The sequence below is a fragment of the Caulobacter sp. GW821-FHT05F04 genome (assembly GCF_059419665.1).
The window spans coordinates 23,639-39,370 of sequence record NZ_JBWKSF010000016.1 but is presented as its reverse complement, the minus strand read 5'-3'; the positions used below and the strand labels follow the sequence as shown (position 1 = coordinate 39,370).

The window sequence follows — 15,732 nt, the reverse complement described above, 5'->3', positions numbered from 1 at the left end:
GCGCCTGTCGCAGGCGGGTGTCAAGCGGCGCCTTAGACGCCTGTGGACGACCTCAGACGAGCCCCGAAAAGACGCTCAGAAGCTTGCGTACGGCCATCACGACAACGTGCGCGCTGACGAACAGAAGCGCCCCGCTACCGACAGCCATCAGGTAGCCGAGCAGGGCCAGAACGCCGTCGCGCTGGAGCAGCGCCAGGGCCAGGACGGCGACCGTCGCGCCGGGCGCCAGGTTGCCCAGTGGGATGGGCAGGACCAGCACCAAGGCCAGCAGGGTGCAGACCACGCCGATCGCCCGTTCGCCCAAGGGTGCGAACATCGGCCGCAGGCGCGGACGGGTAATCAGCTCCATGCTGCGCACGATCGGCGCCAGGCGGCGGAAGAGCCCGCGCAGGTCGTCGCGCTTCAGGGGCTTCTCGATCAGCCCCCTTGGCAGCCACGGCGTATCCGCGCCCATGGCGATCTGCGGCGCCAGGAACAGGATCGGCAGCGACAGGATGGTCGAGGAGCCAGGCGGCAGCGGCAGGGTGTTGAGCAGGCCGAAAACCAGCAGCATGGCCCCGAAGGCGCGGCTGTCGAACGCCTCCAGCATCTCGCCCACGGTCAGGACGGGCCGGCTGTCCTCGCCGAAACCCTCGATGACATCCGCGAGCGACTTCTCGTGCATTCCAACCTTCCAGGCGGCAGTAAACGCGGAAGGGGGACTAGACCGCTTCCTTCATCCGACGGCGACGCTCCACCGACGAAGGGATCCGCATGGCCTCGCGGTACTTGGCCACGGTCCGGCGGGCGATGTCGACCCCGGCGGCCTTGAGAATTTCGACGATGGCGTCGTCGGAGTGGACGTCGGCCTCGGTCCTCTCGGCGTCGACCAGGCCCTTGATCTTGTGGCGGACGCTGGCGGCCGAGTGAGCCTCGCCGCCCTCCGACGACTGGATGGCCGAGGTGAAGAAGAACTTCAGCTCGAACACGCCGCGCGGGGTGGCGATGTACTTGTTCGAGGTGACCCGGCTGACCGTGCTCTCATGCATGCCAATGGCGTCGGCGACGGTCTTCAGGTTCAGCGGGCGCAGGTGCTCGACGCCGTAGGCCAGGAAGCCGTCCTGCTGGCGGACGATCTCGCTGGAGACCTTCAGGATGGTCTTGGCGCGCTGGTCCAGGCTCTTCACCAGCCAGTTGGCCGTGGCCATGCAGTCCGAGACGAAGGTCTTTTCCTGGTCGGTCCGCGCGCCCTTGGCGACGCGGGCGTGGTAGCGCTGGTCGACCAGCACGCGCGGCAGGGTGTCGGTGTTGAGCTCGACGTGCCACATGCCGCCCAGGCCCTCGCGGACCATGACGTCGGGCACCAGGGTCTCGGCCGGTTCGCTGTGATAGGCCGCGCCGGGGCGCGGGTTCAGCGAGCGGATCTCGGCGACCATCTCCCGCAGGTCCTCGTCGTCGACGCCGCAGAGGCGGCGCAAGGAGGCCATGTCGCGCTTGGCCAGCAGCTCGAGATTGTCGAGCATGGCGGCCATGGCGGGGTCGTAGCGGTTCTGGTCCTTCAGCTGCAGCGCCAGGCACTCGCGGACGTCGCGGGCGAAGACGCCGACCGGCTCGAAGCCCTGCAGGGTGGCGAGCGTTTCCTCGACCATCTCCAGCGGACAACCCAGGCGCTCGGCCAGCTCGATGACGTCAAGGCGCAGGTAGCCGCCTTCGTCGACGGCGTCGATCAGGATCTCGGCGACGGCGTTGCGGGCCGGCGACAGCGCGGCCTGGACCAGTTGCGTGCGCAGATGGGCGGCCAGGGTCGGGATGTCGGTCAGGGCGCGTTCGTAGTTGTCGTCGCCCTCGAAGGAGCCGCCGCCACCGGCGCGCGACCAGTCGATCTGGCCGCCGGCATGTTCGGCGCCGTGCTCGGAGCCAGCTTCGGCGCCATCGCCCGTGGCGCGTTCGCCCGGCGAGACATCCTCGTGCGGCGTGTCCATCTCGCGGCCAGCCGTGGTGTCGGCCACGACGTCGACATGGGTCAGGCTGGCGTCGCGAACGGCCTCGACCTCGCCCGCGGGCTCGTGATCGCCCTCATCGCGTTGCAGGAGCGGGTTACGCTCCAGCTCCGCCTCGACGAAGGCGTCGAGCTCGATGTTCGACAGCTGCAGCAGCTTGATGGCCTGCTGCAGTTGCGGGGTGATGACGAGGCCCTGACCCTGACGGATCTCGAGGCGGTGGCTGAGCGCCAATGCGCCCTCCTGACAAATCGAAAACTTCGATCGCCATTGAAGGGCCTGTTTGGTTAACGGGTCGCCAACGCCTGCAATTCTCGGGCCGGTGCGACGTTCCGTCCCGGAAAATATCATGCCAGAGGCGTTAGCCCTTACGGGCCAAGGACTTGATCCGGGTGCGGAGGCTTAACGCGGACGCCCTTCGTCGACCCCCGCGCGCCCTGCTCACCGCGTCTTTTTAATCCCCGAGCCGGGGCTCGCTGAAGCTGTCGCCCAGATAGACGCGCTTGACTTCCGGGTTCTCGACGATCTCGCGCGGCGAGCCTTCGAACAGAACCTCACCGGCGTGGATGATCGAGGCGCGGTCGATGATGTCCAGCGTCTCTCGCACGTTGTGGTCGGTGATCAGGATGCCGATGCCACGGCTCTTGAGATAGCCGATCACATCGCGGATGTCGGCGATGGCCAGCGGATCGATGCCGGCGAACGGCTCGTCCAGCAGCATGAACGACGGCTCGGAGGCGAGCGCCCGGGCGATTTCCACGCGGCGGCGCTCACCGCCCGACAGGGCGACGGCCGGCGACTTGCGGATGTGGGTGATGCGCAGCTCTTCCAGGATGCCGGTGACCTGCTCGCGAGCCTTGCGCGGGTCCCTCTGGCGCATCTCGACCACGGCCATGACGTTCTGCTCGACCGTCATGCCCCGGAAGATCGAGGCTTCCTGCGGCAGATAGCCGACGCCGAGACGGGCGCGCTGGAACATCGGCTGGGCGGTGATGTTCTCGCCGTCCAGATAGATCGCGCCGTAGTCGGCGGCGATCAGACCCGTGATCATGTAGAAGCAGGTCGTCTTGCCGGCGCCGTTCGGGCCCAGAAGGCCGGCGACCTCGCCGCGCTTGAGGCGCAGGGAGACGTTCTTGACGACCGGACGGTCGCCGAACGACTTGCCCACGGAATCGACGAACAGGCCGTCCATGTCGTTGGAGGTCAGGGTCATGGAGGATCCTAGCGCGGGGCGGCGGGCTGGGCGGGCGCGGCCGGCGCGTCGTTCTTCTTGTCGTCCTGGTAGAACACCGCGCGGACCCGGCGCTGGGAGGCCTTGGCCGAAGGGTTCGACTCCAGCCTGGCGTCGTTGGTCTTGGTGTTGACCGTCAGCTTGTCGCCGCGCGCCACGTCCTTGCCCTTCACCAGCACCACGTCGCCGGTGACGATCGCGATGTTGTTGTCGAAGGTGTAGACGGCGCGGTCGCCGCGGGCGGTCTGCGTGTCGCTGACCATGTAGACTCCGCCCTCGGCTTCCATGCGCTGGGCCGCGCCGCAGGCGTTAGCCCCGTCCGCCGTCGTCCCCGCCTTGCGGGCGCTGTACACGGTCACCTTCTGGGCGCGCAGGCGCGAGCGGTTCTGCAGGATCTCCACGTTGCCCGTGAAGATCGTGATGCACTTGCTGTTGATGGTTTCCTGATTGTCGGCGGAAACATCGACCGGCGTGCTCGAATCTTGGGCGTAGGCCGCGCCGCTGGCCCCAATCCCACCAAGGATCAACGCGGTCGTCACCGCCGCCGCCGTCCGTCGCTTCATCAGAACCATGTCCTCATCCGTCGCGGCCGCATCCGAAGCGAACCTGCGCCATTGATCTTCTTTACTGCCGTTCGAACCGGGCGCGAACCCCACCCCGGAAGATGACGCGATCGCCCTTGTCATATACGGAGTAGGCGTTGGATTGCACCTGCCCACTGGGGCCTTCGCCGTTCATTGTCGTCTCGCCGGTCACGTCGCCGGTCTTGGTGTCGACGAACGACTCCTCGGACGCGAAGCGGTAACCCGTGCCATCGTCCAGACGGACGTCGTCCTTCAGGTTCAGGCCGAAATTGTCCTGGCGATAGACGCCGTGCTTGGCGGTCATCCGCGTCGGCGTCGGCGAGCCCAGGTCCAGGGTCAGAGCCGGCTCGTCCAGGATGATGCGGCGCGGATCGTTGTCGTCGCGGATCGCCGAGCGCGCGGTGATCATGAAGCTGCGGCCGTCGGTCGACTGACCGTAGAAGCGCGGCGTGATCAGGCGGATCTCGGTCTTGGCCTCCGCAGGCGGGTGCGTGGCGGCCATGTAGGTTCGCCAGCCAACCTGCGAGGCGACGATCATCAGCAGGCCCGCGATCGCGGCCGGCAGGATGATGCGCGCGGCCAGAACGCGGCGCGAGCGGCGACGCCAGCGCGCGAGGTCGGCGCTCATCGTTCGTCCGGTCATGACCGCGGTCGGGTGCATCGCGTCCGTCAGCTATGGGCGAAGATGTCCATCTCTTCCCAGCCGGCCAGGTCGAGCGAGGCGCGGTGGGGGAGATAGTCGAAAGCGTGTTGGGCCAGGGCCATGCGGCCTTCGCGCTCCAGCATGGCGTTCAGCTTAAGCCGCAGCGCGTGCAGGTGCAGCACGTCCGAGGCGGCGTAGGCCACCTGGTCGGCGCTCAGCGACGGCGCGCCCCAGTCCGACGACTGCTGCACCTTCGACAGCTCCACGCCCAGCAGCTCGCGCGTCACGTCCTTCAGGCCGTGGCGGTCGGTGTAGGTGCGGGCCAGCTTCGAGGCGATCTTGGTGCAATAGACGGGTGCGGTCACCACGCCCAGATGGAGTTCGAACATGGCGATATCAAAGCGGCCGAAGTGAAAAAGCTTCAGCACGGCCGGATCGGTCAGCAGAGCCTTCAGGTTCGGGCAGTCGTAGGTCGCGCGATTCAGGCGCACCACGTGCGCGTCGCCGTCGCCCGATGACAGCTGGACCACGCACAGCGGGTCACGGCCCAGGCGCAGACCCATGGTCTCCGAATCGATGGCGATGACGCCAGCGCCGGCGAAGGCGCCGTCGGGCAGGTCGCCCTCGTGAACGAAATTAGCCAAGTCTCAAACTCCGGCGATCATATCGCGCCCGCGCGAGCGCGTTCAACCACGCGTCCGAGTGGAACGCGCGACACTTATACTCACGATGAACGAATTAGCATCCGGAGGATTTTTTGGCGCCACCCCCGCTTCCCGAAAGAAGCTCAGTTAAGGGGTGGTGCCCAGGAGAGGACTCGAACCTCCACGACCTTTCGGTCACTGGCACCTGAAGCCAGCGCGTCTACCAATTCCGCCACCTGGGCCCGCTGTCGCAACCGGTTAGGTCGCCGCGAGGCCGGGACGTTTAGGGAAAGCTTCCGACGCCGTCAACAGACAAAAATCGATAAGTCGCGATTTCATTGCGAAGCCGCTCCCAGTCGTCTAATTCCCCCGTTATCGCGGTAGAGTCATCGCATGCGACGAGGAATGAAGATGCAAGGTCTGGTCACGGTGTTCGGCGGCTCCGGTTTCGTGGGCGGCCAGGTCGTGCGGGCGCTCGCCAAGGCGGGCCATCGCGTGCGGGTGGCCGTGCGCCAGCCCAATCTCGCCTATCGTATGCGGATGCTGGGCGACGTCGGCCAGATCGAGGTGGTCCAGGCCAATGTCCGCAATCCAGCCTCGATCGCCCGCGCCCTGGATGGCGCCGAGGCGTGCGTGAACCTGGTGGGCGTGCTCTGGGAGAGCGGTCGCCAGAAGTTCCAGTCGATCCATGTCATGGCCGCCCAGAACGTGGCCCAGGCCGCCGCCAAGGCCGGCGTGAAGCATCTGGTCCACATGAGCGCCCTGGGCGCCAACGCCGAGTCGGAGTCGAAGTACTTCCGCACCAAGGCCGAGGGCGAGGCCGCCGTCCGCGCCGCCTTCCCGGGCGCGACCATCATCCGTCCTTCGCTGGTGTTCGGCGTCGACGACAAGTTCTTCAACAGGTTCGCCCAGATCGCCGCCCTGTCGCCGATCATGCCGCTGGTCGGCGGCGACAGCCGCGTCCAGCCGGTGTTCGTCGGCGACGTCGCCGCCGTGATCGCCAAGGCCGCCGCCAACCCGGCCGCGGTCGGCGTGACCTACGAACTGGGCGGGCCGACCGTCTACACGATGCGCGAGATCATGCAGCTCATCCTGACCGAGACCGGCCGCGCCCGGCCGCTGGCCCCGCTGCCCTGGCCGGTGGCCTCGCTGATCGGCGCGCTGGGCGACATGGTCGCCGGGATCCTGCCGCCCCCGCTGACGACCGATCAGGTCGAGATGCTGAAGATCGACAATGTCGCCGAGCATGGCCTGCCGGGCCTGGCCGAGGCCGGCGTGGTCGGCACGAGTGTCGAGGCCGTGGTCCCGACCTATCTCTACCGCTACCGCAAGGGCGGCCAGTACGCCGAGACCCCGGCGGGCGCGTTCTAGGCGACACGCGCCTAACCAAGACGACAAAGGGCGGACGCCGGGAGGCGCCCGCCCTTTTTCTTTCGCTGGCGTCGCCGTTGGCTCAGGGGCGCAGGTAAAGCACCGCTAGGCCGCCGACGCCGACGACGATCCGCCACCAGGCGAACGGAGCGAGGCCGCGCTTGCCGATGAAGTCGAGCATGTACTTCACGACCACCAGGCCCGACAGGAACGACACGACGAAGCCGATGGCCACCACGCCGACATGGCCGGCGTCCAGGGCGTCACGGTTCTTGTAGACGTCCAGGGCGAAGGCCCCGACCATGATCGGAATGGCCATGAAGAAGCTGAATTCGGCCGCGGCCCGGCGCTCGATGCCGAACAGCATGGAGCCGACGATGGTCGAGCCCGAGCGCGACACGCCGGGGATCAGCGACAGGCACTGGAACAGGCCGACGATCAGCACCTTGTGCAGCGGCAGGTTCATGGCGTCGTGATCGACGGCCGGCGGCGCCTTCTTGTCGATGAATAGCAGGATCGCCCCGCCGATCAGCAGCGACCAGCAGATGATCAGCGGGCTCTCGAACAGGAACGTCTTGATCAGGTCATGCAGCAGCAGGCCCGCCGCGAAGGCCGGGGCCACCGCGATGATGACGCTGAGCGCGAAGCGCCGCGCCTCGGGCTTGGTGGGCAGGCCGATCAGCACGCCCCACAGCTTCTGAAAATAGAGGGCGACCACCGCCAGGATCGCGCCCAGCTGGATCAGCACGATGAAGGTGTCCCAGGACGGGTCCTTCAGCCTCATGGCTTCCTTGGCCAGCAGCAGGTGGCCGGTCGAGGAGACGGGTATGAACTCCGTCAGCCCCTCGACCAGACCCAGAATGATTGCGTTCAGCCAGTCAGGCATTGTTCGGCTCCAAACCCGCCCCGGCGTGCGCCCGACACGGTAAATAGGTCGTAAATCCACAAAGTGGACTATTTCAGAGGTGTGTTGCGAGGCGATTGCAAAATCCCCACCCTTGGTGAGGATATATAAGTCTATTTATTTGACCATGACATTCTTCTTGCCCGAAAGAGTCCGTATGAGGCCCGCCTGAGCAATTTTTCTCCCGTGACGGGGATGAGGGAAGTCGCATGGCCGAGCGCATGCTGAAATTCACCACGGTGACCCGCAAGACGCCCGAAAAGCGCGCGGCGACTGAGCGTTCGGGCGACTTCCACGAGATCTACGCCGACTTCATCGACGCGAAGGCCACCGAGCAGGCCTCGCGCTGCTCGCAGTGCGGCGTGCCGTTCTGTCAGACCCACTGCCCGCTGCATAACAACATCCCCGACTGGCTGCGAATGACGGCCGAGGGCCGCCTGGAAGAAGCCTACGCCCTGTCGCAGGCGACCAATTCCATGCCGGAAGTGTGCGGCAGGATCTGCCCGCAGGATCGCCTGTGCGAAGGCAACTGCGTTATCGAGCAATCCGGTCACGGCACCGTGACGATCGGCTCCGTCGAACGCTACCTGACCGACAAGGCCTGGGAGATGGGCTGGGTGAAGCCCTTGGTCGCCGGTGAAGCGCGCGGCCAGTCGGTCGGCGTGATCGGCGCGGGCCCCGCCGGCCTGGCGGCGGCCGAGATGCTGCGCGAGGCCGGCTACGACGTCACCGTCTATGACCGCCACGACCGCGCTGGCGGCCTGCTGATCTACGGCATCCCCGGCTTCAAGCTGGAGAAGGATGTTGTCGAGCGCCGCACCCGGCGCCTGGCCGACGGCGGCGTCGACTTCAAGCTCGGTTTCGAGGTCGGCAAGGACGCCACGCTCGAGGATCTGCGCGAAAAGCATGACGCGGTGCTGATCGCCGTCGGCGTCTACGCCGCGCGCGACCTGACCGTTCCGGGCGGCGGCAGCAAGGGCGTGGCGCCCGCCCTGGACTATCTGATCGCCTCCAACCGCGTGGGCCTGGGCGACAGCGTGCCGGCCTACGAGTCCGGCGAGCTGAACGCCGAGGGCAAGGACGTGGTCGTGGTCGGCGGCGGCGACACCGCCATGGATTGCGTTCGCACGGCCATCCGCCAGGGCGCCAAGTCGGTCACCTGCCTCTATCGCCGCGACAAGGCCAACATGCCAGGCTCGATGCGCGAGGTTTCGAACGCCGAGGAAGAGGGCGTCACCTTCGAATGGCTGGCCGCCCCGCGCGCCCTGTCGGGCGAGGCCGAAGCCGTCACCGGCGTGCGCGCCATCCGCATGCGCCTGGGCGCGCCGGACGCCTCGGGCCGCCAGAGCCCCGAGGAAATCCCCGGCGGCGACTTCGACCGTCCGGCCCAGCTGGTGCTGAAGGCCCTCGGCTTCGAGCCCGAGAACCTGCCGCAGGACTGGTCGGCCCCCGATCTGAAGGTCACCCGCTGGGGCACGGTCAAGGCCGACGTCCGCAATCAGATGACCAATCTGGACGGCGTGTTCGCCGCCGGCGACATCGTGCGCGGCGCCTCGCTGGTCGTCTGGGCGATCAAGGACGGCCGCGACGCCGCCGACGCCATCCACCGCTACCTGCAGGCCAAGGTCGGCGCCTCCGCGCTGATCGCGGCGGAATAAGAGAGAGGATCTAAGACCATGAACGAGATGGACCTCTATCTGAAGAACCGCCAGGCCCTGATCGACGGCCACGCCTATGACCCCTCGACCGAGCGCGACGCGTGCGGCGTCGGCCTGGTCTGCGCCATCGACGGCCAGCCGCGCCGCGAAGTCGTCGAACTGGCGATCAAGGCCCTCAAGGCCCTCTGGCACCGGGGCGCGATCGACGCCGACGGCAAGACCGGCGACGGCGCCGGCGTTCTGGTCTCGGTCCCGCAGGACTTCTTCATCGACCAGGTGCGCCGCACGGGCCACGCCCTGCGGTCGGGCCCGATCGCCGTCGGCCAGATCTTCCTGCCGCGCACCGATCTCGGCGCCCAGGAGGCCTGCCGCACCATCGTCGAGGCCGAGGCTCTGCGCTTTGGCTTCTACATCTATGGCTGGCGCCAGGTGCCGGTCGACACCTCGGTGATCGGCGAGAAGGCCAACGCCACCCGTCCGGAAATCGAGCAGATCATGCTGGCCGGTCCGGCCGGCCTGGAAGGCGAGGCGCTGGAGCGCGCCTTGTTCCTGTGCCGCAAGCGCATCGAAAAGCGCGTCCACGGCCAGAATATCAGCGACTTCTACATCTGCTCGCTGTCGGCCAAGTCGCTGATCTACAAGGGCATGTTCCTCGCCGAGCACATCGACGAGTTCTATCCCGACCTGAAGGACGACCGCTTCGCCGCCGCCGTGGCGATCTTCCACCAGCGCTATTCGACCAACACCTTCCCGCAATGGCGCCTGGCCCAGCCCTTCCGAATGCTCGCCCACAACGGCGAGATCAATACGATCAAGGGCAACGTCAACTGGATGAAGTCCCACGAGATCAAGATGGCCGCCCAGGCCTTCGGCGAGTTCGGGGATGACGTGAAGCCGGTGATCCAGCCGGGCGGCTCGGACAGCGCCAACCTCGACAACACCTTCGAGGTGCTGGTGCGCGCCGGCCGCGACGCGCCGATGGCCAAGGCCCTGCTGGTGCCGGAAGCCGCCAATCCGAAGATGAAGGACGCCCACAAGGCGCTCTACTCCTACTGCAACGCGGTGATGGAGCCGTGGGACGGTCCGGCCGCCCTGTGCGCCACCGATGGCCGCTGGGTCGTGGCCGGCAAGGACCGCTCGGGTCTCCGACCCTTGCGCGTGGCCTATACCGATGACGGCCTGGTCATCATGGGCTCGGAAGCCGGCATGTGCGGCGTCGAGGAAGCCCGCATCACCCGCAAGCTGGCCATCTCGCCCGGCCGGATGATCGCCATCGACCTGGCCGAGGGCCGCCTGTACGGCGAGAACGAGATCATCGACGAACTGGCCGAACGCCACCCCTACACCGAGTGGCTGGGCAACATGGTCGATCTCGAAAAGCAGATCGGCCCCGGCCCCGAGCCGCGCAAGTTCGGCCGCGAGGAGCTGACCCGCCGCCAGGCCGCCGCCGGCTATAGCCTCGAGGATCTGGAAATGATCCTGGCCCCCATGGTCGAGGAGGGCAAGGAAGCCATCGGCTCGATGGGTGACGACACGCCGCTGGCGGTGCTGTCCGAGAAGTACCGTCCGCTCAGCCACTACTTCCGCCAGAACTTCAGCCAGGTGACCAACCCGCCGATCGACCCCCTGCGGGAGACCGGCGTCATGAGCCTGAAGACCCGCTTCAAGAACCTGGGCAACATCCTCGCCCAGGACGCGGCGCAAGCCGACGTCTACGTGCTGGAAAGCCCCGTGCTGACCACCGGCATGTACGAGCGGATCCACGGCCTGCTGGGCGAGAAGAACGTCGCGGTCATCGACTGCACCATGCCCCTGCCCGCGCCCGAGGCTCGGGATGGCGACGCCCTGCGCGCCAATCTCGACCGAATCCGGGCCGAGGCCGAGGACGCCGTGCTGCGCGGCTGCGGCGCCATCGTCCTGACCGACGAGGCCAGCGCCGAGACCCGCGTCGCCCTGCCGATGATCCTGGCCACCGGCGGCGTCCACGCCCACCTGGTGGGCAAGGGCCTGCGCTCGTACGTGTCGATCATCGTCCGCTCGGCCGAGTGCCTGGACACCCACTATTTCGCGGTGCTGGTCGGCGTCGGGGCCACGGCGGTCAACGCCTACCTGGCCCAGGAAAGCTTCCAGGACCGCCTGGAGCGCGGCCTGATCGGCGACAAGACGCTGCGCGACGTCTGCGTCAACTTCAAGACGGCCATCGAGGGCGGCCTGCTGAAGATCATCTCCAAGATGGGCATCAGCGTCATTTCCTCGTACCGCGGCGGCTACAACTTCGAAGCCGTCGGCCTTTCGCGCGCCCTGGCCGCCGAGTTCTTCCCCGGCATGCCCTCGCGTATCTCGGGCATCGGCCTGGCCGGCATCGAGAGCAAGACGGTCGAGTTGCACCGCAAGGCCTGGGGCAAGGCCGCCGTGACCTTGCCGGTCGGCGGCCTCTACAAGGCCCGCCGTTCGGGCGAGGCCCACGCCTTCGAAGCCCGCCTGATGCACACCCTGCAGACGGCCTGCGACACCGGCGACTACGAACTCTATCGTCGCTGGTCCAACGGCCTGCGCACCCAAAAGCCGATCCAGCTGCGCGACCTGCTGGACTGGCGTTCTGACCGCAACCCGATCTCGACCGACGACGTCGAGAGCGTCAACGAGATCCGCAAGCGCTTCGTGACGCCGGGCATGAGCCTGGGGGCGCTTGGCCCCGAGGCCCACGGCGCCCTGAACATCGCCATGAACCGCATCGGGGCCAAGTCGGTCTCGGGCGAGGGCGGCGAGGACAGCGCGCGCTACAAGCCGCTGCCCAACGGCGACAACCCCAACAGCGCCATCAAGCAGGTGGCCTCGGGCCGGTTCGGCGTCACCGCCGAATATCTGAACCAGTGCGTCGAACTGGAGATCAAGGTCGCCCAGGGCGCCAAGCCCGGCGAGGGCGGCCAGCTGCCCGGCTTCAAGGTCACCGAGATGATCGCCCGCCTGCGTCACGCGACGCCCGGCGTGATGCTGATCAGCCCGCCGCCGCACCACGACATCTATTCGATCGAGGACCTGGCCCAGCTCATCTATGACCTGAAGCAGATCAACCCGATCGCCCGCGTCACCGTGAAGCTGGTCGCCGCCACCGGCATCGGGGCCATCGCGGCCGGCGTGGCCAAGGCCAAGGCGGACGTGATTCTGGTCGCCGGCGGCGTCGGCGGCACGGGCGCCTCGCCCCAGACCTCAGTGAAGTACGCCGGCGGTCCGTGGGAAATGGGCCTGTCGGAAGCCAACCAGGTGCTGACGCTGAACAACCTGCGCCACTCCGTGGTCCTGCGGGCCGACGGCGGCATGCGCACGGGCCGCGACATTGTCATCGCCGCCATGATGGGCGCCGAGGAGTTCGGCATCGGCACCGCCTCGCTGGTGGCGATGGGCTGCATCATGGTCCGCCAGTGCCACTCCAACACCTGTCCCGTGGGCGTCTGCACCCAGGACGAGGCCCTGCGCGCCAAGTTCACCGGCACGCCGGACAAGGTCATCAACCTGTTCACCTTCGTGGCCGAGGAGGTTCGCGAGATCCTGGCGGGCCTGGGCTTCCGGTCCTTGCAGGAAATCGTCGGCCGCACCGACCTGCTGGCGCAAGTGTCGCGCGGCGGCGAGCACCTGGACGACCTCGACCTCAACCCGCTGCTGGTCCGCGCCGATCCCGGCGCGAACAAGCCCTACAACACCGTCGTCGGCCGCAACGCGGTGCCGGACACGCTGGACGCCCAGATCGTCCGCGACGCCGCGCCGCTGCTGGAACGCGGCGAGAAGATGCAGCTGACCTACACGGTCCGCAGCACCGCCCGCACCATCGGCACGCGCACCTCCAGCCACATCGTCCGCAAGTTCGGGATGAAGGGCCTGCCCGCCGGCCACCTGACCGTTCAGCTCAAGGGCTCGGCGGGCCAGAGCCTGGGGGCCTTCGCGGTCCAGGGCCTGCGCATCGAGCTGACCGGCGAGGCCAACGACTATGTCGGCAAGGGCCTGTCGGGCGCGACGATCGTGATCAAGCCGGCTCGTGGCCTGGCGGCTCCGGAGACCAACACCCTGATCGGCAACACCGTGCTGTTCGGCGCCACCTCGGGCCGGCTGTTCGCGGCGGGCCAGGCGGGTGAGCGCTTCGCGGTCCGCAACTCGGGCGCCACCACCGTGGTCGAGGGCTGCGGCGCCAACGGCTGCGAGTACATGACCGGCGGCCAGGTGGTGATCCTGGGCCCGACGGGCGGCAACTTCGGCGCGGGCATGACGGGCGGCATGGCCTTCGTGCTCGACCAGCACGACCGCTTCGAGGATCTCATCAATCCCGACAGCATCGTCGTGCAGCGCCTGGCCTCGCCCTATTGGGAAGGCGTGCTGCGCTCGCTGATCGCCGAGCATGCCCGCGAGACGGACTCGGTGTTCGCCGCCACCCTGCTGCGTGACTGGGACCGGGTGCGGAACCAGTTCTGGCAGGTCTGCCCGAAGGAGATGATCAGCCGCCTGCCTCAACCGCTGGCGGCCGAGCAAGCGGTGCACGAACGGGCTTAAGCCGCTGCTTTAGCCTCGAGCACCTTGAAGGTCGCGCGGGCGCGCGCGACGGGATCCCCGTCCGCGCGCACCGTCGCCTCGGCGAAGCAGATCGAGCGGCCCAGCTTGACGAAGTCGGTGTCGAACGTGAGCCACTGCCCGAGCTTGGCCGAGCCGAGATAGTCCAGCGTCAGCGACACGGTGACGAGACCGCTCGCCCCCTGGCCCGCGGCCGCCAGGTTGACGCCGAGCGACAGGCCCATGGCGTTGTCGGCCAGCGCCGCCAGGAAGCCGCCGTGCGGCATGCTCCGCGAATTGCAGTGCTCCGGCCGCACCCGGACGCCCAGCACCAGCCGGTCCGGCGCCGAACGGGCATAGAGCGGCTCCCAGGGACTGGTGAGCGGGCTCTTGCGGCTATGAGGGACGAAGCCCTCGGGGATCTCGTCCATGCTCGCCTCGGGCAATTTCAAACAATTGTTTTAATCTAGCATCGACCGCCCCCTTGCGCGAGGGGCTGGCGCATCGCGATATGGCGCGAGCTGAACGGAAACGGGCCGACCGACATTCCATGTCCATGCGCGCCTTCGCCCATCTGCTCGACCGGCTGTCCCTGACCAGCTCGCGCAACGCCAAGCTGACCCTGATCGCCGACCACCTGCGCCAGACCCCAGACCCCGATCGCGGATACGCCCTGGCGGCCCTGACCGGGGCGCTGTCGTTCAACGCCGCCAAGCCGGCCTTCATCCGCAAGGCCGTCGAGGCGCGGATGGACGCCCAACTGTTCGCCTGGTCCTACGACTATGTGGGCGATCTCGCCGAGACCGTCGCCCTGGTCTGGCCCGCCCCCTCTTCCAGACAATGGCCCGGGGCCAACCGGCCGCCGGAACTGTCCGAGGTGATCGAGGCCCTGCGCTCGGCCTCGCGGACCGAGGTCCAGCGGCTGATCGAGGGCTGGCTGGACGCGCTGGACCCCGACGGCCGCTGGGCGCTGCTGAAGCTGATGACCGGCGGGCTTCGCGTGGGGGTCTCCTCGCGTCTAGCCAAGCAAGCCTGCGCTAATTTCGGCGGCGTCGAGGTCGGCGAGGTCGAGGAAGTCTGGCATGCTCTTGAACCGCCTTACGGCGATCTTTTCGCCTGGCTGGAAGGCCGCTCCGAACGTCCGTCGCCGGACGCGCCGGGCCGCTTCCGGCCGGTGATGCTGGCCCAGCCGATCGACGAGGCGGTCGACTTCGCCAAGCTGGATCCGGCCGCCTACGTCGCCGAGTGGAAGTGGGACGGCATCCGCGTCCAGGCCGTATCCGAGCGCGGCGAGCGGCGGCTCTACACCCGCACCGGCGACGACATCTCCGCCAGCTTCCCGGACGTGGTCGAGGCCCTGGACTTCGAGGGCGCGATCGACGGCGAACTGCTGGTGCTGCGCGACGGCGCCCTGGCTCCGTTCGGCGACCTCCAGCAGCGGCTGAACCGCAAGACGGTCGACGGCAAGCAACTGGCGGCGTTCCCGGCCGGCATCCGCGCCTACGACCTGATGCTGGACGGCGAGGAGGACGTGCGCGCCCTGCCCTTCATCGAGCGCCGCGCGCGGCTGGAGGCGTTCGTGGCGCGGCTCTCGACCACCCGCATCGACCTGTCGCCCCTTCAACCGTTCGAGACCTGGGAGGCGCTGGCCGCCCTGCGCCTGGATCCGCCCGAAGGCGACGCGAGGCTCTCCGAAGGCCTGATGCTCAAGCGCCGCGACAGCGTCTACGAGCCCGGCCGCCCCAAGGGGCCGTGGTTCAAGTGGAAGCGCGACCCTCACCTGATCGACGCGGTGCTGATGTACGCCCAGCGCGGCCATGGCAAGCGGTCCAGCTTCTATTCCGACTACACCTTCGGCGTCTGGCGCGAGGACGAGGAAGGGCGCCGCGTCCTGACCCCAGTCGGCAAGGCCTATTTCGGCTTCACCGACGAGGAGCTGAAACGGATCGACAAGTTCGTCCGCGACCACACGATCGAGCGCTTCGGTCCCGTGCGCTCGGTCCGCGCCGACCTGGAGTTCGGCCTGGTGTTCGAGGTCGCCTTCGAGGGCCTGCAGCGCTCGACGCGGCACAAGTCCGGGGTGGCGATGCGCTTCCCGCGCATCAACCGCATCCGCTGGGACAAGCCCTCGCGCGAGGCCGACGAACTCAGAACATTGGAAATCATGCTGGATCCTTGA

General features: G+C 67.8%; 12 protein-coding genes and 1 tRNA gene. 4 read left to right on the top strand and 9 right to left on the bottom strand.

Annotation, left to right across the window (positions count from 1 at the left end):
- Positions 1-52 precede the first annotated feature (52 nt).
- From AC07R7_RS25435 to AC07R7_RS25405, 7 genes are all read right to left on the bottom strand, one after another.
- Positions 53-664, bottom strand: a complete 612-nt coding sequence (locus AC07R7_RS25435; protein WP_492888801.1) for an exopolysaccharide biosynthesis protein — start codon at positions 662-664, stop codon at positions 53-55.
- Positions 665-701: 37 nt separating this feature from the next.
- Complete coding sequence (gene rpoN, locus AC07R7_RS25430; protein WP_494637120.1) at positions 702-2,213, bottom strand: RNA polymerase factor sigma-54; 1,512 nt, start codon at positions 2,211-2,213, stop codon at positions 702-704.
- Between the two features lie 220 nt (positions 2,214-2,433).
- Positions 2,434-3,192, bottom strand: coding sequence for an LPS export ABC transporter ATP-binding protein (lptB, locus tag AC07R7_RS25425; protein WP_492841425.1), 759 nt, complete (start codon positions 3,190-3,192; stop codon positions 2,434-2,436).
- Positions 3,193-3,200: 8 nt separating this feature from the next.
- On the bottom strand, positions 3,201-3,773 hold the full coding sequence (locus tag AC07R7_RS25420) for an LptA/OstA family protein (protein ID WP_492841478.1): 573 nt from the start codon (positions 3,771-3,773) through the stop codon (positions 3,201-3,203).
- A 61-nt stretch (positions 3,774-3,834) separates the two neighbouring features.
- Positions 3,835-4,455 (bottom strand): LPS export ABC transporter periplasmic protein LptC, encoded by a 621-nt coding sequence (gene lptC / locus AC07R7_RS25415; protein WP_494637118.1) that lies wholly within the window; start codon positions 4,453-4,455, stop codon positions 3,835-3,837.
- 8 nt (positions 4,456-4,463) lie between these two features.
- Positions 4,464-5,081: a ribonuclease D gene (locus AC07R7_RS25410; protein WP_494637116.1), complete on the bottom strand. Its 618-nt coding sequence runs from the start codon at positions 5,079-5,081 to the stop codon at positions 4,464-4,466.
- A 155-nt stretch (positions 5,082-5,236) separates the two neighbouring features.
- Positions 5,237-5,323: transfer RNA gene (locus AC07R7_RS25405), tRNA-Leu, on the bottom strand.
- A 169-nt stretch (positions 5,324-5,492) separates the two neighbouring features.
- Between AC07R7_RS25405 and AC07R7_RS25400 the strand changes: the two genes are divergently transcribed.
- The gene (locus AC07R7_RS25400; protein WP_494637144.1) at positions 5,493-6,452 is read left to right on the top strand and encodes a complex I NDUFA9 subunit family protein; all 960 of its coding nucleotides are present in this window, start codon (positions 5,493-5,495) and stop codon (positions 6,450-6,452) included.
- 82 nt (positions 6,453-6,534) lie between these two features.
- On the opposite strand, the gene AC07R7_RS25395 is transcribed toward AC07R7_RS25400, so the two are convergent.
- Positions 6,535-7,338 (bottom strand): undecaprenyl-diphosphate phosphatase, encoded by an 804-nt coding sequence (locus tag AC07R7_RS25395; protein ID WP_492841431.1) that lies wholly within the window; start codon positions 7,336-7,338, stop codon positions 6,535-6,537.
- 227 nt (positions 7,339-7,565) lie between these two features.
- Between AC07R7_RS25395 and AC07R7_RS25390 the strand changes: the two genes are divergently transcribed.
- On the top strand, positions 7,566-9,014 hold the full coding sequence (locus tag AC07R7_RS25390) for an NAD(P)-dependent oxidoreductase (RefSeq protein ID WP_494637114.1): 1,449 nt from the start codon (positions 7,566-7,568) through the stop codon (positions 9,012-9,014).
- An 18-nt stretch (positions 9,015-9,032) separates the two neighbouring features.
- Positions 9,033-13,556: a glutamate synthase large subunit gene (gene gltB, locus AC07R7_RS25385; RefSeq protein WP_494637112.1), complete on the top strand. Its 4,524-nt coding sequence runs from the start codon at positions 9,033-9,035 to the stop codon at positions 13,554-13,556.
- On the opposite strand, the gene AC07R7_RS25380 is transcribed toward gltB, so the two are convergent.
- Entirely contained in the window at positions 13,553-13,984 is a 432-nt protein-coding gene (locus AC07R7_RS25380; RefSeq protein WP_494637110.1) for a PaaI family thioesterase, read from the bottom strand. The genes gltB and AC07R7_RS25380 overlap by 4 nt on opposite strands.
- A 119-nt stretch (positions 13,985-14,103) precedes the next feature.
- Here AC07R7_RS25380 and AC07R7_RS25375 point away from each other — a divergent pair, with 119 nt between their 5' ends.
- Positions 14,104-15,732: a cisplatin damage response ATP-dependent DNA ligase gene (locus tag AC07R7_RS25375; protein WP_494637108.1), complete on the top strand. Its 1,629-nt coding sequence runs from the start codon at positions 14,104-14,106 to the stop codon at positions 15,730-15,732.